Below are 21,252 nucleotides of genomic sequence, written 5' to 3' on the forward strand. Positions count from 1 at the left end.
ATGGGTGACCTGTTCGAGGGCTACGGGGCGAGTTCCACACGCGCAACCGGCGCGTGGGACGAGATGTTCGCCGCGCCCGGCCGGGCGCGCTCCGGCTATCGGGAGATCCACGCCGCACTCGCGCGGATGACACAAGACGAGCTCCGCGGACGCACCGATGCCCTCGCGAGCTCGTATCTCGCGCAAGGGGTGACGTTCGACTTCGCCGGCGAGGAACGCCCCTTCCCGCTCGATGCGGTGCCCCGGGTGATCGAGCAGGACGAGTGGCGCACCGTCGAAGCCGGCGTGAAACAGCGGGTGCGGGCGCTCGAGTCGTTCCTCTCCGACATCTACTCGCACCAGCGCGCGGTGCGCGACGGCGTCATCCCCGCCCGCCTGATCAGCTCCTCGAGTCACTTCCACCGCGCGGCGGCGGGCATCGTGAGCGCCAACGGCGTGCGCATCCAGGTCTCCGGCATCGACCTCATCCGCGACGAGCAGGGCGCGTGGCGCGTGCTCGAAGACAACGTGCGCGTGCCGAGCGGGGTGAGCTACGTCATCTCCAACCGGCGGGTGATGGCGCAGACGCTGCCCGAGCTCTTCGTGTCGATGCGCGTGCGGCCGGTCGGCGACTATCCGCACAAGCTCCTGCAGGCGCTGCGCGCCTCGGCGCCGGAAGGGGTCGACGAACCCACCGTCGTCGTGTTGACCCCCGGCGTGTACAACTCCGCCTACTTCGAGCACACGCTCCTCGCACGTCTGATGGGCGTCGAGCTCGTGGAGGGCCGCGACCTGTTCTGTTCCGGCGGTCGGGTGTTCATGCGCACGACCTCCGGCCCCCGCCGGGTCGACGTGATCTACCGCCGGGTCGACGACGAGTTCCTCGACCCGCTCATCTTCCGCGCCGACTCGATGCTGGGTTCTCCGGGACTCATGCTCGCGGCCCGTCTCGGCAACGTGACGATCGCGAACGCCGTCGGCAACGGCGTCGCCGACGACAAGCTCGTCTACACCTACCTGCCCGACCTCATCCGCTACTACCTCGCGGAGGAGCCCATCCTGCCCAACGTGCAGACCTGGCGCCTCGAGGAACCGGGCGCGCTCGAGGAGGTGCTCGACCGGCTCGACGAACTCGTCGTGAAGCCCGTCGACGGCTCCGGCGGCAAGGGGCTCGTCGTCGGACCCGCCGCGTCCGCCGCCGAACTGGATGCGCTGCGGTCGCGACTGCAGAAGGACCCGCGCGGGTGGATCGCCCAGCCGGTCGTGCAGCTCTCCACCATCCCGACCCTCGTCGACCAGGGGATGCGGCCGCGGCACGCCGACCTGCGACCGTTCGCCGTGAACGACGGCAACGACGTGTGGGTGCTGCCCGGCGGGCTCACGCGGGTGGCGCTGCCGGAGGGCCAGCTCGTCGTGAACAGCTCGCAGGGCGGCGGATCGAAGGACACCTGGGTCGTCGGTCGCGACCCGATCGTCGCGTCGGGTCACGACATCCAAGGTCTCGTCGCGGAGCAGGCGTCGGTCACCCAGAGCATCCCGATCGTCCCGGGCGAGCACCGGCAGGACCACAACCCGCAGGACGCGCCGCAGCGGGATCAGCAGCAACAACAGCAGCAAGGCCGCGACGGGAACCGCCGTCGGGGGTTACCGCCGGAACCGGGCGCTGACCGGGACATCCACGCATCGCAGGGGGGAGCCTCATGCTGAGCCGCATCGCCGAGTCACTGTTCTGGATCGGGCGCTACATCGAGCGCAGCGACGGCACCGCGCGCATCCTCGACGTGCACCTGCAACTGCTGCTCGAAGACCCGTGGATCGAGGAGAACCTCGCCTGCCGGTCGCTGTTGAGCGTGATGGGCAGCGAGGTGCCCGACGACGCCGAACTCACCCGCGCCGACGTGCTCGCGATCCTCGCCGTCGACCGCGGCAACCCCGCGTCGATCGCCTACTCCCTCGGCGCAGCCCGCGAGAACGCCCGTCGCGCGCGCGAGATCGTGAGTACGGAGCTGTGGGAGGTGCTCAACACCACCCGGGCGCGGATGCCGCGCAAGGTCGCGAGCGACAAGGTGCACGAGTTCTTCGCCTGGGTGCGTGAGCGGGCGGCGCTCGCCGTGGGGATCATCGAGTCGTCGACGAGCCGCGACGAGGCGTGGAGCTTCTTCACCCTCGGACGCAGCCTCGAGCGGGCGGACATGACCGCCCGGCTGCTCGCCACCCGCGCCCTCACGGAGGCGTCCGGGCCCAGCTGGACCACGATCCTGCGCAGCTGCGGCGCCTACGAGGCGTACCTGCGCACCTACCGCGGGGTGCCGAGCGCCCGGAACGCGGCCGAGTTCCTGCTGCACGATCGGCTCTTCCCCCGCAGCATCCTCTTCGCGGTCTCCCGCGCCGAGGCGTGCCTGCGCGAGCTCGAGCCCCGGGCCGACCGCATCGGGGTGGGCGATCAGGCGCAGCGGCTGCTCGGCCAGATCCGCAGCGAGCTCGAGTACCGCCCGATCAGCGACATCCTCGAGGACCTGCCGCGGCACATGGACGACGTGCAGTCGGCCACGAGCGCCGCGAGCGAGGCCATCCGCCGGCGGTACTTCCCGACCAACGCCGCGCCGAGCTGGGTGGGGGAGGCCTCGTGAAGCGGCTGCGCATCCGCCATCTCACCGGCTACCGGTACGAGGGCGAGGCGACCGCGTCGTACAACGAGGCGCGCATGCTGCCGGCCTCCTCGGACGGGCAGTTGGTGCTGGATGCCCGGCTCGAGATCTCCCCGGTGACGAACACGCACAGCTACACCGACTACTGGGGCACGCGCGTGCGGTCGTTCGAGATCCTCACCCCGCACCGCGAGCTCTCGCTCACCGCGACGAGTCTCATCGAGGTGCGCCAGCGCACCCACCCGCCGCACGAGGCGGATTGGGACGACCTCGCCCGCACGGCGGAACTCGACCTCGCCTATGTCGAGCAGCTCGCACAGACCCGCCGCACCGATCCGCCCGCCGAGGTCGCCGACCTCGCCCGCGACCTCGCGGCGACCGCGTACGGTCCGTGCGACGCCGCGTTGCGCATCTGCACCGCGATCGGCGAGGCGGTCGAGTACATGCCGGGCGTGACCGGGGTGCACACGACGGCGGCGGAGGCGTGGGAGCACCGTCGCGGCGTCTGCCAGGACATCGCGCACCTCGCCCTCGGCGCCCTGCGCTCGGTCGGCATCCCGGCGCGCTACGTGTCGGGTTACCTGCATCCGGTGCCGGATGCCGAGGTCGGGCGCACCGTCGCCGGAGAGTCGCACGCCTGGGTGGAGTGGTTCTGCGGCGAGTGGCGCGGCTTCGACCCGACGAACCTCATCGACATCGGCGACCGCCACGTGCGGGTGGGGCACGGCCGCGACTACGCGGACGTCTCCCCGCTGCGCGGCGTCTACGCCGGCCCGCGGTCGTCGCAGCTCTTCGTCACCGTGGAGATCACACGCGTCTCCTGACGCGCGCGCGTGCGCGGCGTGGCCGCCCGCCGCGGAGCTTCTTGCCGCCGTCACGCGGCGGAGAACACGCGCGTCTGCTGGGAGCACGGCCGCCGGATGCATGCCGGGCGGCAGGATGGCGGAATGGCGCGCATCCTCGTCTTCACCCGCACCACCGGATACCGACACGAGTCGATCGAGCCCGGCGTCGAAGCCGTTGTGGAGCTCGCCGCCGACCACGGACACGACGTCGAGCACACCGAAGACCCGAGCGTCTTCGCGGGCGACCTCGACCGGTTCGCCGCGGTCGTGTGGCTCAGCACCGACGGCGACGTGCTCGACGACGCCCAGCGGGAGGCGTTCGCGGCGTGGCTGCGCGCCGGCGGCGGCTTCGCCGGGGTGCACGGTGCCTCCGCGAGCGAGAAGGGGTGGCCCGAGTTCGAGGACATCGTCGGCGCGCGGTTCAGCGGCCACCCCGCCGACCAGGGCATGACCGCCACCATCCGGGTCGAGGATGCGACGCATCCGTCGACCGCGCACCTCCCGCGGGGGTGGAGCCGCGCGGAGGAGTGGTACTCGTTCGAGCGGTCGCCGCGCGAGCGCGTGCGGGTGCTGCTCTCCGTCGACGAGTCGCAGTACGACGTCGGCGAGTTCGCGATGGGCGAGGATCATCCGCTCGCCTGGGCGGGCACCTACGGCGACGGGCGCACCTGGTACACCGCCCTCGGGCACGCGTCCGAGACGTGGGGCGACCCCGCCTTCCGCGAGCACGTGTGGGGCGGCATCGCCTCGGTGCTGCGCGTCTGAGCCGCGTCGACCGTCAGCGTTCGCCGGTCGCCTCGACCACCGCGATCGCGCCGGTGAGCGGTCCGCGCGCCCGCAACCGCTGAACCAGACGGCGCGGATGCCCGACCTCGCGCCAGTGCACCTCGTGATGCCGCGCGAGCCAGCCGAGGCACACCGCCGCCGCGACGAAACCCGACGCCGCCGCGACCCCGAGCGCCCAGCGCGGACCGAACGCGTTCGCGACCGCGCCGACGAGCGGCGCCCCGATCGGCGTGCCACCCATGAAGATCGCCATGTACAGCGCCATGACGCGACCCCTCAGCGCGGGTGAGGTGGTCGACTGCACGTAGGCGTTCGCGCTCGTCATCATCGTGAGCGAACACAGCCCGATGAGGGCGAGGGATGCGGCGAACGTCTCGTAGGTCGGCATGAACGCCGAGAGCGTGCAGGTCGCCCCGAAGCCCGCTGCGGCGAGCATCACCATGCGCATCCGGGGCCGATCACGTCGCGCGGCGAGCAGCGCGCCCGCGACCGAGCCGACCGCCATGATCGACGACAGCAGCCCGAACTCGGTCGCACCGCGGCCGAACTCGACCGTCGCCATCGTCGAGGTGAAGATCGCGAAGTTGAGGCCGAAGGTGCCCACGAGGAACACCATCACGAGGATCGTGACCACGTCGGGCCTCGATCGCACGTACGCGAAACCGGCCCGGATCTGCCCCTTCTCGCGCGGGGCGCGCGGCATCGGACGCATCGTGTCGGAGCGCAGCGCCGCGAGGGAGCCGAGCACCGCGGCGTAGCTGACCGCGTTGATGATGAACACCCATCCGGACCCGACGAGCGCGATGAGCACGCCCGCGACGGCCGGCCCGATGAGGCGCGCGCCGTTGAACGACGCGGAGTTCAGCGCCACGGCGTTCGGCAGGTCGCGGTCGGTCACGAGCTCGGCCACGAACGTCTGACGCGCGGGAGCGTCGAGCGCCGCGGCCACCCCGAGAAGCAGGGCGAGGGCGTAGACGTGGTACAGGTGCGCGACGCCGGTGAGCACGAGCACGCCGAGCAGGGCGGCGAGCAGAGCGGACGCGGTCTGAGTGCCGGCGAGCAGCTTGCGGCGGTCCACCCGGTCGGCGATGAGACCCGTCCAGGGCGCGAGCACGAGCTGCGGGGCGAACTGCAGCGCCATCGTGATCCCGACCGCGATCGCGTCGTGGTCGGTGAGCTCGGTGAGCACGATCCAGTCCTGCGCCGTGCGCTGCATCCACGTGCCCACGTTCGACACGATCGCCCCCGCGAACCAGAAGCGGTAGTTGACGCTCGAGAACGAGCGGAACATCGCGCTCACGATCGACGCCGCCCCGCGGCTCGGGGCTCCCGGATGAGCCGCGGCTCCGCCGCCCCCACCGCATCCGTTCGCACCATGACCCGATCCAGGGTAGGCATCCCGCGGCGCGTGCTCGCCCGGCTCTCAGCGCACGCCCGGTTCTACACTGAGGGTGAGGAGCTCCCGATGCCCAGATTCACCGCGACCCGACGCGACGACGTCTTCACCGACGCGCACGGCGTCGACATCCACTTCTACGAGTGGCGCGTGGGCAAGCCGCGCGCGATCGTGCAGCTCTCGCACGGGCTCGGCGAGCACGCGCTGCGATACGCGGTGCTCGCTCAAGAGCTCGTCGATGCGGGCTACACCGTCTACGCGAACGATCAGCGCGGTCACGGGCAGACGGGACTCGGGCAGTGGGGCGGCGACCGCACCCGGCTGGGCAAGCTCGGTCCCGGCGGCACGCCCGCGGCGGCGGCCGTGCTCACCCAGTTCACCGCGCTCATCCGCGAGCGGAACCCCGATGTGCCCATCGTGCTCGTCGGGCATTCGTGGGGTTCGCTGCTCGCGCAGATCACCCTCACCCGGCACGCCGGCGACTACGCCGCGGCCGTGCTGAGCGGCACCGCATACCGGATGCCCGGATACATGCGCGCCGGCAACCTCAACAAGCGGCACGCCCACCTCGGCACCACGGGCGCGGAGTGGCTGAGCCGCGACGCCGAGGTCGCGAAGGCGTTCCTCGACGACCCGCTGACCTTCGAGGCGGATGCCCTGCGCCTGTTCGGCATCATCGACGGATTGCGGGTCTACGGTCGTCCCGGGCGCATGGACGCCGACATCCCGCTGCTCATCATGGTCGGCGACGACGACTACTTCGGCGGTGTCGCCAGCTCGCGTCGGCTCGCCGCGGACTACCTTCGGCGCAGCGCGTTGAGCGACGTGCAGGTGCTCGTCTATCCCGAGGCGCGGCACGAGGTCTTCAACGAGACCAACCGCGATGAGGTCGTCGCCGATCTCGTCGCCTGGCTCGACGCCCACCTGCCGCCCCGCCGCTGACGCGGAGCGCCGAGAACGCCCGTCGTCGACGCCCGCAACTCACCGAAGAGGCAGTGCGAGAGCGTCGGACCTCGGGCTCAGTGCCCGGTGGAGTCGGAGTCGACGCCCGCGTCGGGGCCCTCGTCGAGCGAGTCGATCGCGGCGAGGTCGTCGGCGTCGAGTTCGAAGTCGAAGATCGCGAGGTTCTTCTTCATCCGCTCGGGGTCGCCCGACTTCGGGATGACGACGAGCCCGTTCTGCACGTGCCAGCGCAACACGACCTGCGCCGGCGTGCGTCCGTGCTTGTCGCCGACGTCGGCGAGCACCGGTGCGGCGAGCAGATCGCCCGACTGGCCGCCGAGCGGGCTCCATGATTCGGTCACGATGCCGTGCTCGGCGTCGTAGGCGCGCTGCTGCGTGCGCTGGATGGCCGGGGAGAGCTGGATCTGATTGACCGCGGGAACCACGTCGGTCTCGGCCACGAGCACGTCGAGGTGCGCGGGCTTGAAGTTCGAGACACCGATCGATCGCACGAGCCCGTCCTGCTGCAGGCGCTCGAACGTGCGCCAGGTGCTCACGAACTCGCCCCTCCGCGGCAGCGGCCAGTGGATCAGCAGCAGGTCGACGTAGTCGAGTTGGAGGCGCGCGAGAGAGGCGCGAAGACCGTCGACCGCGCGGTCGTCGCCCTGATACTCCCCGTCGAGCTTCGTCGTGACGAACACCTCTTCGCGCGGAACGCCGGAGGCGCGGATGCCGCGACCCACGCCGGTCTCGTTGCCGTACTTCACCGCCGTGTCGATGTGGCGGTAGCCGAGCTCGAGAGCGGTCGCGACCGCGACCTCGACCGCCTGGTCGTCGAGCGGCCAGGTGCCGAGTCCGAGCTGCGGGATGGAGCGGCCGTCGTTGAGTGTGAGCGAGGGGATCATGCCCACACGCTAGCTCTCGGACCGGCCGGTCACCTGCGCGCTCGCACCGCGCATCCGAGCCACGGCCTTGACCAGTTCTTTACAGCGCTGTAAATTCTCTCCCGCTGCTGTCGAAGGAGATGTCGCACGTGAATCCTGCTCCCGGTCGTCCCGCCCTGGTGAGTCGTCGCTCGTTCCTCGCGGTGTCTGCGGCGGCCGCCGCGCTCGGCGTGAGCGGGTGCGCCACGTCAGGTTCCGGAGGCACGACGACGCTCCGCTTCTACGAGCAGAAGACGGAGGTCATCGAGTACTTCGGAAAACTGCTGCGCCGGTTCGAGAAGGAGCAGCCCGGCATCCGCGTCGTCCATGACACCACCGTGGCGATCGCACCGCAGTTCGTGCGCGGCGAGCCCGCCGACGTCGGGTGCTTCAACAACAACCTGGAACTCGCCCGCTACATCAAGCGCGGCGTGCTGACCGACCTCTCCGACCTGCCTTCAGCGGCGCGGATCCGCACCGACATCTCCGACCTCACCGACCAGTACGCCACCTTCCCCGGCCGCACGAGCGTGCTGCCGTACTCGCTCGCCGCGGCCGGCGTCATCTACAACAAGCGCATCTTCGACGAGCTGCAGCTGCCGGTGCCCGAGACGTGGTCGCAGTTCGTCGACGTGTGCGAAGAGCTGCAGCGCGCCGGCATCACGCCCATCTACGCGACCGATCGCGACACCTGGACGCTGTGGCAGGGGCTGTTCGACTACTCCGTCGGCAGCCTCATCGACACCGGCAGCTTCTTCCGCAAGATGAAGGAGCTCGGCACCGAGGTCGGTCCGGATGCGGAGGTCTCGTTCGAGAAGGACTTCGCGGTGCCGATGGAGCGGGCGAAGACGATCTCGACGTTCTTCAACCCCGACCACGCGGTGCGCTCCTACGCCGACGGCAACCTCGCGTTCGGCAAGGGCGAGGCGGCGATGTACTTCCAGGGACCCTGGGCACTCAGCCAGATCGCCCTCGTCGATCCCGACCTGCCGATCGGCACGTTCGCCCTGCCGGTGTCGGAGGATCCGGCCGACCGCAAGGCGCGCGTCAACATCGACCTCGGTCTGTGGATCCCGACGCAGTCGCGCCACCAGGACGAGGCGCGCGAGCTCGTCGAGTTCCTGATGCGCCCCGACATCATCGAGGCGTACAACAACGACAATCTCGCCTACTCCACCACCGAAGGCGCGCCGCCGCAGCAGGACGAGCGCGTCGCAGGCCTCCAGCCGTACATCGACGACGCCGCGTTCTACCAGGGGGCCGGCACGTTCGTGCCGAACTCCATCCCGCTCGGCAACTACCTGCAGGCGGCCATCCGCAGCGGGAACTTCGAGGCGATGCTCCGCAAGCTCGACGCCGACTGGCGGCGCGTCGCCGGACGGGGGGCCACGGTATGACCCGCACGACCCAGCTCGAGGAGGAGCGCCCATGACCCTGCAGACCCCGCTCGCCGAGGTCGCCGTGCAGCAGGAGGGGCCGCCCGTGCGCACCCGTTCCCGCTCGCGCCGGCGGATCGAGCCGATCTACTACCTGTTCCTCGTGCCGGCCCTCCTGCTGTTCACCGGATTCGTCGTCGTGCCCGCCGTGATCGGCATCTTCTACAGCTTCACCGACTACGTCGGGTACGGCTCGTGGTCGCTGCTCGGGCTGCGCAACTACACGGCGCTCTTCTCGGACCCCGACATCCTGGGGTCGTACGGGTTCACGCTCGGCTTCGCGGTCGTGACCGTCGTGATCGCCCAGGTGATCGCCCTCGCCCTCGCGGTCGCGCTCACCAAGCGCATCCGCTTCGCCGCACCGTTGCGCACGATCTTCGTCATCCCGATGGTGCTGTCGGGCATCGTCGTCGCGTACGTCTTCAACTTCCTGTTCTCGAACTCGCTGCCCGCCTTCGCGAGCGCCGTCGGCTTCGCGCCGCTCGAGCAGAGCATCCTGGGCAACCCGGATCTCGCGTGGTTGTCGATCGTGACCGTCTCGGCCTGGCAGACCATCCCGGGCGCTTTGCTCGTGTACACGGCCGGGCTCACCTCCATCCCGGGCGACCTGTACGAGGCGAGCTCCCTCGACGGTGCTTCGGCGTGGACGCAGTTCCGTTCCATCACCCTCCCGCTCATCGCGGGCTTCGTGCTCATCAACACCGTGCTGGGGGTGAAGGGATACCTCGGCGTCTACGACGTGATCGTCGGCCTCACCGGCGGTGGGCCCGGCACCTCCACCCGCAGCGTCGCGATGGCCATCTTCGGCGGGTTCACCGGCGGCGACTACGCGTACCAGATGGCGAACGCGACCATCTTCTTCATCGTGACCGTGATCATCTCGGTCGCCCAGCTGCTCGTCACCCGCGGAAGGACCATCCGACTGTGACCTCCGTCGAAGCCCCTCCCCGCCCCCGGATGAGCGACCCCGCCGCCCCCCGCGGCGCCGCGCGCCGGCGCCGGCTGGGCGGCACCAACTGGCCGCTCACCATCCTGCTCCTGCTCGCCACGCTCACGGTGCTGGCGCCGCTGTACGTGACCCTCTCGATGGCGTTCAAGACGAGCGAGCAGGCCGTCGACGGCGAAGCCTTCGCCCTGCCGGCGCCGTTCAATCCGCAGAGTTTCGCGGTGGCGTGGGAGCTCACGCGGTTCCCCGTGTCGTTCGGCATCTCCCTCGCCGTCGCCGCGATCACGGTCGTGCTGACGCTGTTCCTCAGTTCCCTCGCGGCGTACGCGATCGTGCGCAACTGGGATCGGCGGCTCTTCCGGTGGTCGCTGTTCTACCTGCTCGCCGCGCTCTTCCTGCCGTTCCCGGTGGTGGCGCTGCCGCAGATCCAGCTCACGGCGATGACGGGACTCGACAACCCGATCGGCGTCGGCATCCTGCACGCGATGTTCCAACTGTCGTTCAGCGTGCTGCTCTACACCGCCTACCTGCGCTCCATCCCGATCGAGCTCGAGGAGAGCGCCCGCATCGACGGTGCGACGACGTGGCAGATCTTCCGGCGGATCATCCTGCCCCTGCTCGGACCGATGAACGCCACGGTCGGGATCTTCGCCTTCCTCGCGTCGTGGAACGACTTCATGCTGCCGTCGCTCATCACCGCCGACCCGGCGCTGCAGACGCTGCCGGTCGTGCAGAACATCTTCCAGAGCCAGTTCGGCACGAACTACAACGTCGCATTCGCGTCGTACCTGATGGCGATGGCGCCGACGATCATCGTCTACCTCATCGCCCAGCGCTGGGTGATCAGCGGCATCACGCAAGGAGCGGTCAAGCACTGATCGCGGAGCCCGGCACCTCCGGCGCGCTCTCGCGGAACACCAGCCCGTGGCCGACGGTCACGTGCCGACCCGGTTCCGTGAGCCCGTCGAGACGCTCGAGCAGCAGGTCGAGCGCACGCTCGGCGAGCGTGCGGGTGTCGGGGGCGACGGAGGTGAGGCTCGGCGCGGTGCTCGCCCCGAGGTCGATCGCGTCCCACCCGACGACCGCGACATCCGCCGGCACCTCGAGCCCGTGGCGCCGGAGGGCGCGCAGCGCGCCGATCGCGGCGAGATCGTCGCGGCACAACAGCGCGTCCGGCGCCACGCCCCGGCCGAGCGCCGCGTGGAGGGCCTCCTCCGCACCGGGGGCGTCGCCGTCCGTGCGGGGCACGAGCAGTGCCGGGTCGAAGGCGAGCCCCGCGCGTTCGAGGGCGTTCCGGTAACCACGGATGCGCAGGGCCGACGTGCGCGAGAGGGTGCCCACCTCGTGACCGAGGAACCCGATCCGGCGGCGGCCGGATCGCAGCAGGTGGTCGACGGCGGTCTCGGCCGCGGCGACGTTGTCGACCGCCACCTGGTCGGCCCCGATCGGCTGCGGGTCCTCGCCGAGGAACACGATCGGGGTCCCGTCGCTCAACTCGTCCAGCTCCGCAGCGCTGAGCGCTTGCGGGTGGATGACGATCCCGTCGATCGTGCCCGACTCGCGGTCGTGCAGCACCGCCCGCTCCCCGTCCGCGGTGCCGCCCGTCTCGGCGAGCAGCAGGCGGTAGCCGCGCGCGTCGGCGACCCGGGCGAACACGTGGGCGAGCTCGGCGAAGTACGGCCGCCGCAGGTCGGGGAAGGCGAGCGCGAGCATGCTCGAGCGGCCCGTCGCGAGACTGCGTCCCGATCGGTTCGGACGGTAGCCGAGTTCGTCGATCGCGGCCTGCACCCGTTCGCGCATCCGGGGGCTCACGTGCCGGTATCCGGCGACGACGTTCGACACGGTCTTCATCGAGACGCCGGCGTGCTCCGCCACATCCTGCAGCGTCACCCGGCCCATGACGGAAGGGTACCGCCGGGTGTCGCGCCGTCCACCTCCCTCCGAACCCCCTGTTCTCGGGTGGACCGCACGGGGTCCGCCGGGAGTCCACCCAGTCGTCCGGCGGCGCTGAGCGCGGATGTTCCGGGCCGCGGTCGGCGTGTCCGCCCGGCGGGCGCGGCGTGTCGGTGGCGGATCCGCTGTCACTGTCGGGGAGGTGCAGGGAGGCCGCGTCCCCGCCCGGTGTGCCCGCCGCGGGCGGCGGTCCACGCCCGGGTTTCGCTGTGCGCGAGACGCACCGCAGCCGTGCAGCGGCCGGAAGTAGGCTGACCGCATGCACGGCGAATACAAGGTGCCCGGGGGCAAGCTCGTGGTGGTCGACCTCGATGTCGAAGACGGGCGGATCTCGAACTTCCGTCTCGCGGGAGACTTCTTCCTCGAGCCCGACAGCGCCCTGGAGGCGATCGACCGGGCCGTGAACGGGCTCGCCGCCGACTCCGACGCGAAGACCATCGCGGATGCGGTGCGCCGGTCGCTGCCGGAGGGCGCGCAACTGCTCGGCTTCAGCCCCGAAGCGGTTGCGACGACCGTGCGCCGCGCGCTCGCCCGCGCATCCAGCTGGACCGACTACGACTGGCAACTCGTGCACGGGGCCGCCTATCCGCCCGTGCTGCAGATGGCGCTCGACCAGGTGCTCGCGGAGGAGGTGGGCGCCGGCCGGCGCCAGCCGACCCTGCGCATCTGGGAGTGGGAGCAGCCGGGTGTCGTCATCGGCAGCTTCCAGTCGGTGAAGAACGAGGTCGACCTCGACAACGCCGCCAAGTACGGCATGGACGTCGTGCGCCGGGTGAGCGGCGGCGGAGCCATGTTCATGGAGGCCGGCTCCGTGATCACCTACTCGATCTACGCGCCGAGCGAGCTCGTGCAGGGCATGAGCTTCGCCGACTCGTACGCGTTCCTCGACGAGTGGGTGATCGTCGCGCTGAAGTCGCTCGGGATCGACGCGTTCTACCAGCCGCTCAACGACATCACGAGCGCCAAGGGCAAGATCGGCGGTGCCGCGCAGAAGCGACTCGGCAGCGGTGCCGTGCTGCACCACGTGACGATGAGCTACGACATGAACGGCGAGCGGATGACCGAGGTGCTGCGCATCGGTCGCGAGAAGCTCTCCGACAAGGGCACGACTTCGGCCGCGAAGCGGGTGGACCCGCTGCGCAGCCAGACCGGACTGCCGCGCGCCGAGATCATCCAGAAGATGATCGGCACCTTCCGGGGGCTGTATGGCGCGACCGACGGCGACATCACGCCGGAGGAGCTCGCCCGCGCGGAGCAGCTCGTGCGCGAGAAGTTCGCGACGCCGGAGTGGCTCTACCGCGTGCCGTGAGCGACACCCCGGTACGGTCACGCGCGCCGCGGGATCATCCCTCAGGTTGATCCCCACCGCCGGGTCGCCGCTTAGGCTCGTAGTCATGGATTGGTTGATCTTCGCCGGCATCGCCGTCGCGGTCGTCGCCCTCGGGGCGCTCGCCCAGCGGATGGGCTGGATCGACCTCTCCGACAAGGGCACCCGCCGCGGCGGGGGCACGAGCCCGATGGTGATCGGCGACGAGGTGTTCCACCCGGCGCGCTACGAGTCGCAGCTCGAGCTCGACCGCCAGACGGTGCTGCCCGCTCCGGCGCCACTGCCCGGCGACGGAGACCTCGGCGTCTACGCCGGCCGGGTCGAGATCGACCTCAGCCGCGAGCGCCGCTCCGCCTGACGAAGCGCGTCCGGATCAGCGCTTGGTGAGGTCGGCGTACTCCGGATGGTCGCGCACGAAACGGGCCACGAACGGGCACGCGGGCACCACCCGGTAGGAGGTGTCGGTGCGGATGAGGTCGAGCGTGCCCTGCACGAGCTTGCCGCCCAGTCCCGCGTTACGCCGGTGCTGCGGCACCTCGGTGTGGTGGATGCGGATGTCGTCGCCGTCGATCTCGTAGTCGGCGATCCCGACGACCTCGTCCCCGTCGAGCAGGGCGTAGCGCTCGGCGTCGGGCTGGTGTTCGACCTTCATGCGATCAACCTAGAAGCGGAATCTGGAACTCAGGTGGACGCCCGCTGCACGAGGCGGGTCGGCAAAAGGGTGAGGGTGTCGACCTCCTCCCCGTCGATGAGACGCACGAGCGCCTCCGCCATCGCCGTGCCGAACTCGATCGACGGCTGCTCGACGGTCGTGAGCTCGGGGCGCGAGGAGATCGCGTAGGAGTTGTTGTCGAAGCCGATCACCGCGACGTCGTCGGGCACCCTCATGCCGCGTTCGCGCAGGAGGTTGAGCGCTCCGAACGCCATCTGGTCGCTCGCCGCGAAGACGGCGTCGATGGGCTCGCCGCGATCGAGCAGTCGCCGCATCGCCGCCGCGCCGCCCTCCGGCGTGAAGTCGCCGTCCTCGACGAGCTCCGCCGGAAGGCCCGCCTCATCGAGCGCGCGGCGCCATCCGGTGAGGCGGTCGATGCCCGCCGCCATGTCGCGGCGGCCCGTGATGTGCGCGATGCGGGTGCGTCCGCGCTCGATCAGGTGGCGGGTCGCGCGGGAGGCCGCGTCGATGTTGTCCACGTCGACGACGTGCACGTTCTCGCTCTCGCGACTCATCGGCCGGCCGCCGAACACGACCGGCAACCGCCCGGCGAGATCGACGTACGAGGCGTCGTCGTTGTGGTGCGAGAGCACGAGCATCCCGTCGACGTTGCCGCCCTGCAGGTAGCGCCGCGTCTTGCCCGGGTCGCCCTCGGCCGCGATGAGGAGGGTGAGCGTGTAGTCCGTCTGTGCCAGCCGGAACGCGACGCCCTGGATCACGGAGGCGAAGAACGGGTCGGCGAAGAAGCGGGCCGTGTTCTCGGGGATGACGAGCGCGATCGCCTGGGTGCGCCGGCTGGCGAGCGTGCGTGCCGCCCGGTTGGGCACGTACCCGAGCTTCTGGATCGCGTCGTTGACGGCGCGGATGACCTCGGGCTTCACGCGCGGCGAGGCGTTCACCACGCGCGACACGGTCGATCGGGAGACCCCGGCGAGCTCGGCCACCTTCTCGAGGGTCGGTGCGCTCCCGTGGTCGATCGACATGCGAGACCTCCGATCAGCGACTGGGCGCGTATTCGCCCGCGATGATGCGGGCGTACTCGAGTCCCGAGTCCTTGATGATGCGCTCCTGTGTACGGTAGTCCACCCGCACGATGCCGAATCGCTTGTTGTAGCCCCACGCCCACTCGAAGTTGTCGAGCAGCGACCACACGAAGTAGCCCCGCACATCCGCGCCCTCGTCGATCGCGGCCGCGACCGCGTCGATGTGCGCGCGGATGTAGGCGGTGCGCTGAGCATCGTGCACGTGCCCGTCCTCCGACACCTCGTCGTCGTAGGCCGCGCCGTTCTCGGTGACGTAGAGCGGGGGAAGCGTCGGGTACTCCCGACCCAGCCGCACGAGCAGCGTGCGGAGTCCGTCGGGGTTGACCTCCCAGTCCATCGCCGTGCGCGGGAGGCGCCGGGTCGGGAAGGTGAGGTGTTCGCTGCCGACGAAGGGCGAACGTCCCGGCTTGTCCGTCGGGCGCAGCGACGGCCGCGCGTTCTCCGGCAGCGGCCGCCCGCTCACGTTGTCGTCGTGGTAGTGGTTCACCCCGAGGAAGTCGATCAGCGCCGCGATGATCTCGAGGTCTCCCTGCTGCACGAACTCCTCGAACCGGTACTTCGCCACATCCTCGAGCAGGTCGGCGGGGTAGCGGCCGAGCACGATCGGCTCGAGGAACGCGCGGTTCCACAGCGCGTCGAGCCGACGGGCCGCGTCGACGTCGCGTTCGTCCTCCGGGTCGTCGGGGATCGCGTTGGTGAGGTTGAGCGTGATGCCGATGTTCTGTGCGCCGAGCTCCCGCAGCACGCCGGTGGCGAGGCCGTGCGCAAGGTGCTGGTGGTGCAGCGCGGCGAGGGCAGCGCGGGGCTCCTGCCGACCGGGGGCGTGCTCGCCGCCGGCGTAGCCGATGAGGGAGCTGCACAGCGGTTCGTTGAACGTCGTCCAGTGCTGCACGCGGTCGCCCAGGCGGTCGTACACCGCGGCGGCGTAGTCCTGGAACCGGTACGCCGTGTCGCGGTTGGTCCAGCCGCCCTTCTCCTCGAGCGCTTGCGGCAGGTCCCAGTGGTACAGGGTCAGCCACGGCAGGATGTCGGCGTCGAGGAGTTCGTCGACGAGGCGCGAGTAGAAGTCGAGCCCCTTCCCGTTGACGAAGCGGTCGCCGGGCTTCACGCGGGCCCAGCTGGTGGAGAAGCGGTAGGACCCGAGTCCGAGACGCTTCATGAGCGCGACGTCCTGCGGCATCCGGTGGTAGTGGTCGACGGCGACCTCGGGGGTGTGCCCGTTGGCGACCGCTCCGGGGACGCGCGCGTAGGCGTCCCAGATGGAGTCCTCTTTGCCGTCTTCGTGTGCCGCGCCTTCGATCTGGGCAGCGGCGGTCGCCGAGCCCCAGAGGAAGCCCGGGGGGAAGGTGTTCGTCATCAGCCCTTGACCGCTCCTTGCATGATGCCGGCGATCAGTTGCCGCCCGGCTACGACGAATAGTACGAGAAGAGGGATGGTGGACAGGATCGCGCCGGTGAGCACGATCGAGTAGTCGACGTAGTAACCGGACTGCAGCTGACCGAGCGCCGTCTGCAGGGTGGGGTTCTGCGGGCTCAACACGATGAGCGGCCACAGGTAGTCGGTCCACGCCGTCATGAAGGTGAACAGCGCGAGGATCGCCATCGCCGGTCGCGCGGCGGGCAGTGCGACGTTGACGAACGTGCGGAACTGGTTCGCGCCGTCCATCCGCGCCGCCTCGATGAGCTCGTCGGGGATCACGTCGACGAGGTACTGCCGCATGAAGAAGACGCCGAACGCCGTGACGAGGGTCGGCACGATGACCGCGCCGAGCTCGCCGGTCCAGCCGAGCTGCCGCATCACGATGAACAGCGGGATGATGCCGAGCTGGGTCGGGATCGCCATCGTCGCGATGACGAAGATCATCAGCCCGTCGCGGCCGCGGAACCGCAGCTTCGCGAACGCGTAGCCGGCGAGCGTCGAGAAGCTCACGACCGACACGGTGATGATCGTCGACACGAGGAGGCTGTTGCCGAGGGCGAGCCAGAACGGGATCGCGTCGAACACCTTCGCCGCGTTGGCGAAGAAGTTGCCGCCGGGGATGAGCGGCAGCGTCTCGCCGCGGGTCGAATTGGTGCCCGAGCCGACGACGAACGACCACCACAGGGGGTAGGCCGAGCCGAGCAGCACTGCGGTCAGCAGTCCGTAGGAGAGGAAGCCGGGGCGGCTGCCGATGCCGGCCATGCCGCCGCCGCGATTGCGGCGATTCACCTTGGCGGGCTCGACCGGGAAGGCGGCCGGGGTCGTGGTCTGCAGGCTCACGGGCGTGCTCCTCGCTGCGCTGCCAGGCGGCGCGCGCTCGCGCGCTTGATCGCCCGGTTCTCGGACGAGGCGATGCGCCTCGAGATGAAGAAGTTGATGAGGCCGAGCGTCACGATCAGCAGGAACAGCAGCCATGCGATCGCGGACGCTTCGCCGAAGTTGCCTCGGAAGAACGCCATCTCCCACAGGTAGAGCACGGTCGTCTGGAACTGACGGTCGTAGCCGCCGATCCCGCCCGCGGCCGACACGTCGAACAGTCGCGGCTCGGCGAAGATCTGCAGCCCGCCGATCGTCGCCGTGATGATCACGAAGATGAGGGTGGGGCGGATGCTCGGCACGGTGATCGAGAAGAAGCGGCGGGCAGCGCCGGCCCCGTCGATCGCGGCCGACTCGTGCAGGTCGCGCGGTACGGCTTGCATGGCCGCGAGCAGGATGAGCGCGTTGTAACCGGTCCAGCGCCAGTTCACCATCGTGGCGATCGCGATGTGGCTCGGGAGGGTGTCCTGCTTCCACATGACCGGGTCGATGCCGATGGTGCCGAGGAGGTTGTTCACGAGGCCGGACTGTTCGTTGAACACGCTCGAGAAGATCAGGGCCACGGCGACCGGGGTCACCACATAGGGCAGCAGCACGCTCATCCGCCAGAAGGTGCGGGCCTTGAGGTGCTGGTCGAGCACGGCGGCGATCACGAGCGCGACGGTGAGCTGCGGGATCGTGGAGAGCAGGAAGATGCTGAGCGTGTTGAAGATCGAGTTCCAGAAGAACCGGTCCTGCAGCACGGCGCCGAAGTTGTCGAGACCGACGAAGTCGCCCTGGCCCGACAGCAGCTCCCAGTCGTGCAACGACACGACGAGCGTGTAGACGAGCGGGAACGCGCCGGTGATGGCGAACAACACGAAGAAGGGTGCGATGTAGACGTACGGCGAGGCCTTGACGTCGAAGCGGCTGAGCCGTTGCCGCCAAGTGAGAGGGGCGGCGACCGCAGACCGTCGAGCGGTCGAGGGGGTCGCCGCGGGCGGCCGGTCGAGGGTGCTGGTCATGGCGGTTCCTTGGACGCGAGGAGAAGGAGGTGAAGGGGCGAGGCCCCGGCCGGGGGGAGCCGGGGCCTCGCAGGGTGGACGCGGGGGTCAGTCCACCAGTTCGGACAGGAGCGTCAGGGCTTCCTGCCAGGCGGCGTCGCGGTCGGCTTCGCCGTTGTCGAGCTTCTTCAGTGCCGGGCCGAACACGTTCTCCTGGATGACCGAGTCGTCCGGGCCCTTGAACTGGGCCACGACGCCCTCGGCGCGCGAGGCGAGGATCGCGCCGGTGGGCGCGCCGTTGAACACCTCGTTCGGGGTGGCCTCGGCGGCCAGGGTCTCCTGCGCCTCGACCGTGCTCGGGAAGTTGCCGGCCGCGGCCGACTGCTTCACCTGCTGCTCGGGCTCGGTCAGCCAGCTCGCGAGAGCGGCCGCCTCCTCCTTGTGCTCCGAGGTCTCGGGGATGCTCAGGAAGGTGCCGCCCCAGTTGGCGGGGCCGCCGGGGAACACGTCGGCGAAGTCCCATCCGGTCTCCGGTCCGCCGCCGCCGGCCTCGAGCTGGCCGGTGATGGTGCCCAGCATCCAGCCCGGGCAGGTGAACACGGCGAAACTCTGGTCGGTGAACGACTTGCCGCCGTTCCAGTCCCACGCGCTCTCGGCCGCGGAGAGTCCGTCGGCCGCGCCCTGCGCGATGAGGTCGAAGCGGGCCTCCATCTGGGCGTTGCCCTCGATGTTCAGCTCGCCGTCCGCGGTGTAGTAGCCCTCCTCGAGCTGGTTGACCATGGCGTTCCAGACGAAGCCGGAGTGGTCGTACCAGGCCTTGCCGGTCGCCGCGTGGTACTGGCGGCCGAGCTCGAAGAAGCGCTCCCAACTGGCATCGGCTCCGCCGAAGAGCTCGGCGACCGCGGCGCGGTCGGTCGGCAGGCCGGCCGCGGCGAACGCCGGGCCGTTGAAGCACAGGCCCTCGGGGCCGACGTCCATGCCGTAGCCGATCACGCGACCCTCGGGGTCGGTCGCCTGCTCGTACTTCCAGTCGATCCAGTCCGACTTGCGGTCCTCGATGCCGTGGTCGCGCAGGTCGACGAACTGGTCGGAGACCTCCATGATCTTGCCGAGCCAGCCCTCCTCGATGGCGACGACATCCGAGAGACCCGAGCCGGCGGCGATCTTGGTGAAGGCGTCGGTGCGGGCATTGCCGCCGGTGTCGATGTTGGTGGCTTCGATCTTGATGCCCGGGTTGGCCTTCTCGTACTCCTTGTAGAGCTCCTCGTAGCCCATGGTGCCGAAGGTCGTCACCGTGAGGGTGACGTCGCCGTCACCTCCTCCGGAGCCGCCGGATGAACATCCGGTGGCGAGGAGGGCGAGGGTTGCGGCGCCGGCGACGGCCGCTGCTGTGGTGCGTCGTGAAATTCTCACGGTCACTCCTTTGTGTGCGTGGATGAGGCAGGAGTGGGAGCGCCTCGCAACTTTCGTGGGAGCGCTCTCACGATGCGGATGACGCTAGAGCGGTGCAAGGCGGCTGTCAACGACAGAATCCGTCCACGCACGAAGAAGGGCCGGTCAGGGGCCAGAAAAATCATGGGAGCGCTCTCACGGCACTCGGCGTGTCGCCTCGCGCTCCCCTCACCTGTGTTACGCCGGCGACGTGGCGTCCACCTCGTCGAGACGCGTCCGCAGCTCCTCGGGCAGCTCCAGTCGCACCGCTTCGAGCGCGCTCTCGAGCTGTTCGGGTTTGCTGCCTCCGAGGATGGGGGTGATCGACGGGCGGCCGCCGACGAGCCAGGCGAGCACGACCTGCCCGCGGCTCGCGCCGAGCTCGCGAGCGACCTCGTCGAGCACCTCGAGCCGGCGCCGATTGCCCGGGTGGTCGTACGCCTCCGGGATCGGCTTGGCGGGGTTGTCGTACGCGCCGCTCAGCAGCGGCGTGTACGCCCAGATGTCGAGTTTCTCGGTCGCGGCGAGGTCGACCAGCTCGTCGTCGAGCATGCCGAAGCGGTGGTTCTGCCCCGGCGGCAGCACGCCGGGTCGGGGGCGCAGGTACGACCGACTGTGCTGCAGCGCGTCGACCGGGCGCAGGCCCCGCTCCAGCGCGTGCCGACGCGCCCTCTCGACCCGCCACGCCGGGTGGTTCGAGGTTCCGACGCGCTTGGTGAGCCCGTCGGAGACGAGGGCACCGAAGGCCTCCGCGGTCTGCTCGATCGGCACGGTGCGGTCCTCCATGTGCGCCCACAGCAGATCGACCCGCTCGATGCCGAGGCGCCGCAGGCTGCCTTCCGCGGCGGTCCGCACGGCGGTGGGCGAGAGGCCTTCGCGCGACGCCGGCCAGTCATCCTTGTCCCGCGGTTCCGCGCCGACCTTCGTGCTGATCTTCACCCGGGCTCGCGCGTCCGGCCGGGCCTTCAGCCAGCGGCCCAAGAGGCGCTCGCTGTCCCCGCCGTAGCCGGATTCGCTCGCCCAGAACGCGTAGCAGTCCGCAGTGTCGATCCACTCGCCGCCCGCCTCGACGAACCGGTCGAGGAGTGCGAACGACGTCCTCTCGTCGATGGTGATCCCGAACATCATGGCGCCGAGCGCCAGCCGAATTCCCGTCATGACCCCATGCTCCAAGCTGGAGCGCGCTCCAGCGCAAGGGCATGATCGTGGTCATGCAGACCTTCACCCCGGCGGAGGCAGCCGAGCGCACCGGATTCAGCCTCGACACATTGCGTTACTACGAGAAGGCGGGGCTGCTCGGCCGCATCCGCCGGGGCGCCGGCGGTCGTCGCGCCTACACCGAGAGCGACATCGAATGGCTCGGGCTCATCCGCTGCCTGCGTGACACCGGCATGCCGATCGCGCAGCTGAAGAGCTACGCGCAACTCGCGACCGACGACTCGACGATGGACGAGCGTCTCGCCCTGCTCGAGCAGCACGATCGGGAGGTGCAGGCGTCGATCGACGCCCTCCTCGCTCAGCAGCGGCGCCTGCGCGAGAAGATCGCCTGGTACCACTCCGAGGGGGCGTCCGCCGAACGGCACCTCGCGCGCTCGATGCTCGCCTGA

Annotated in this window: 21 protein-coding genes; 11 read left to right on the forward strand and 10 right to left on the reverse strand. The window is 70.1% G+C overall.

Annotation, left to right across the window (positions count from 1 at the left end; all coding sequences use genetic code 11):
- From CLV46_RS01430 to CLV46_RS01445, 4 genes are all read left to right on the forward strand, one after another.
- Entirely contained in the window at positions 1-1,686 is a 1,686-nt protein-coding gene (locus CLV46_RS01430; protein WP_100363149.1) for a circularly permuted type 2 ATP-grasp protein, read from the forward strand.
- Complete coding sequence (locus CLV46_RS01435; RefSeq protein WP_100363150.1) at positions 1,680-2,609, forward strand: alpha-E domain-containing protein; 930 nt, start codon at positions 1,680-1,682, stop codon at positions 2,607-2,609. Before CLV46_RS01430 ends, CLV46_RS01435 begins: the two co-directional genes overlap by 7 nt.
- On the forward strand, positions 2,606-3,451 hold the full coding sequence (locus tag CLV46_RS01440; RefSeq protein ID WP_100363151.1) for a transglutaminase family protein: 846 nt from the start codon (positions 2,606-2,608) through the stop codon (positions 3,449-3,451). The genes CLV46_RS01435 and CLV46_RS01440 overlap by 4 nt, the downstream gene beginning before the upstream one ends.
- Before the next feature lie 123 nt (positions 3,452-3,574).
- A complete protein-coding gene (locus tag CLV46_RS01445) occupies positions 3,575-4,237 on the forward strand; it encodes a ThuA domain-containing protein (protein WP_211282120.1) in 663 nt (220 codons plus the stop codon).
- Between the two features lie 13 nt (positions 4,238-4,250).
- Here the strand turns inward: CLV46_RS01445 and CLV46_RS01450 are convergent, their stop codons facing one another.
- Positions 4,251-5,549, reverse strand: coding sequence for an MFS transporter (locus tag CLV46_RS01450; protein WP_211282224.1), 1,299 nt, complete (start codon positions 5,547-5,549; stop codon positions 4,251-4,253).
- Positions 5,550-5,723: 174 nt separating this feature from the next.
- On the opposite strand from CLV46_RS01450, the gene CLV46_RS01455 reads away from it, so the two are divergent.
- A complete protein-coding gene (locus CLV46_RS01455) occupies positions 5,724-6,596 on the forward strand; it encodes an alpha/beta fold hydrolase (protein ID WP_100363154.1) in 873 nt (290 codons plus the stop codon).
- A gap of 77 nt (positions 6,597-6,673) precedes the next feature.
- Here the strand turns inward: CLV46_RS01455 and CLV46_RS01460 are convergent, their stop codons facing one another.
- Complete coding sequence (locus CLV46_RS01460; protein WP_100365817.1) at positions 6,674-7,501, reverse strand: aldo/keto reductase; 828 nt, start codon at positions 7,499-7,501, stop codon at positions 6,674-6,676.
- 119 nt (positions 7,502-7,620) lie between these two features.
- Here CLV46_RS01460 and CLV46_RS01465 point away from each other — a divergent pair, with 119 nt between their 5' ends.
- The 3 genes from CLV46_RS01465 to CLV46_RS01475 are packed head-to-tail and all read left to right on the forward strand — an operon-like array spanning position 7,621 to position 10,779.
- Positions 7,621-8,916 carry an ABC transporter substrate-binding protein gene (locus CLV46_RS01465; protein WP_245866420.1) on the forward strand — a complete coding sequence of 432 codons (1,296 nt, stop codon included), beginning with the start codon at positions 7,621-7,623 and terminating at the stop codon, positions 8,914-8,916.
- A gap of 31 nt (positions 8,917-8,947) precedes the next feature.
- On the forward strand, positions 8,948-9,883 hold the full coding sequence (locus CLV46_RS01470) for a carbohydrate ABC transporter permease (RefSeq protein ID WP_100363155.1): 936 nt from the start codon (positions 8,948-8,950) through the stop codon (positions 9,881-9,883).
- Positions 9,884-9,912: 29 nt separating this feature from the next.
- Positions 9,913-10,779, forward strand: a complete 867-nt coding sequence (locus CLV46_RS01475; protein ID WP_100363156.1) for a carbohydrate ABC transporter permease — start codon at positions 9,913-9,915, stop codon at positions 10,777-10,779.
- On the opposite strand, the gene CLV46_RS01480 is transcribed toward CLV46_RS01475, so the two are convergent.
- Positions 10,769-11,800, reverse strand: a complete 1,032-nt coding sequence (locus CLV46_RS01480; RefSeq protein WP_100363157.1) for a LacI family DNA-binding transcriptional regulator — start codon at positions 11,798-11,800, stop codon at positions 10,769-10,771. The two genes, CLV46_RS01475 and CLV46_RS01480, sit on opposite strands and share 11 nt — an antisense overlap.
- 313 nt (positions 11,801-12,113) lie before the next feature.
- Here CLV46_RS01480 and lplAB point away from each other — a divergent pair, with 313 nt between their 5' ends.
- Together lplAB and CLV46_RS01490 are read left to right on the forward strand one after the other, a co-directional pair.
- Complete coding sequence (lplAB, locus tag CLV46_RS01485; RefSeq protein ID WP_100363158.1) at positions 12,114-13,163, forward strand: lipoate-protein ligase LplAB; 1,050 nt, start codon at positions 12,114-12,116, stop codon at positions 13,161-13,163.
- A gap of 85 nt (positions 13,164-13,248) precedes the next feature.
- Entirely contained in the window at positions 13,249-13,539 is a 291-nt protein-coding gene (locus tag CLV46_RS01490) for a hypothetical protein (protein WP_157802187.1), read from the forward strand.
- Between the two features lie 15 nt (positions 13,540-13,554).
- Here CLV46_RS01490 and CLV46_RS01495 read toward each other — a convergent pair whose 3' ends face one another.
- The 7 genes from CLV46_RS01495 to CLV46_RS01525 form a co-directional block, all read right to left on the reverse strand.
- Positions 13,555-13,833, reverse strand: coding sequence for a GNAT family N-acetyltransferase (locus CLV46_RS01495; protein ID WP_100363160.1), 279 nt, complete (start codon positions 13,831-13,833; stop codon positions 13,555-13,557).
- Between the two features lie 29 nt (positions 13,834-13,862).
- On the reverse strand, positions 13,863-14,876 hold the full coding sequence (locus CLV46_RS01500; RefSeq protein ID WP_100363161.1) for a LacI family DNA-binding transcriptional regulator: 1,014 nt from the start codon (positions 14,874-14,876) through the stop codon (positions 13,863-13,865).
- A 13-nt stretch (positions 14,877-14,889) separates the two neighbouring features.
- Positions 14,890-16,293 (reverse strand): glycoside hydrolase family 1 protein, encoded by a 1,404-nt coding sequence (locus CLV46_RS01505; protein WP_100363162.1) that lies wholly within the window; start codon positions 16,291-16,293, stop codon positions 14,890-14,892.
- Positions 16,293-17,144: a carbohydrate ABC transporter permease gene (locus tag CLV46_RS01510; RefSeq protein WP_425430418.1), complete on the reverse strand. Its 852-nt coding sequence runs from the start codon at positions 17,142-17,144 to the stop codon at positions 16,293-16,295. The genes CLV46_RS01505 and CLV46_RS01510 overlap by 1 nt, the downstream gene beginning before the upstream one ends.
- Before the next feature lie 47 nt (positions 17,145-17,191).
- Positions 17,192-18,235, reverse strand: a complete 1,044-nt coding sequence (locus CLV46_RS01515) for a carbohydrate ABC transporter permease (RefSeq protein WP_100363163.1) — start codon at positions 18,233-18,235, stop codon at positions 17,192-17,194.
- A gap of 87 nt (positions 18,236-18,322) precedes the next feature.
- Entirely contained in the window at positions 18,323-19,633 is a 1,311-nt protein-coding gene (locus CLV46_RS01520) for an ABC transporter substrate-binding protein (protein WP_425430398.1), read from the reverse strand.
- A 210-nt stretch (positions 19,634-19,843) separates the two neighbouring features.
- Positions 19,844-20,803: an aldo/keto reductase gene (locus CLV46_RS01525; protein WP_100363165.1), complete on the reverse strand. Its 960-nt coding sequence runs from the start codon at positions 20,801-20,803 to the stop codon at positions 19,844-19,846.
- A gap of 53 nt (positions 20,804-20,856) precedes the next feature.
- On the opposite strand from CLV46_RS01525, the gene CLV46_RS01530 reads away from it, so the two are divergent.
- Positions 20,857-21,252 (forward strand): MerR family transcriptional regulator, encoded by a 396-nt coding sequence (locus CLV46_RS01530; protein WP_100365820.1) that lies wholly within the window; start codon positions 20,857-20,859, stop codon positions 21,250-21,252.

It is taken from the genome of Diaminobutyricimonas aerilata, from assembly GCF_002797715.1.
Lineage (GTDB): Bacteria > Actinomycetota > Actinomycetes > Actinomycetales > Microbacteriaceae > Diaminobutyricimonas > Diaminobutyricimonas aerilata.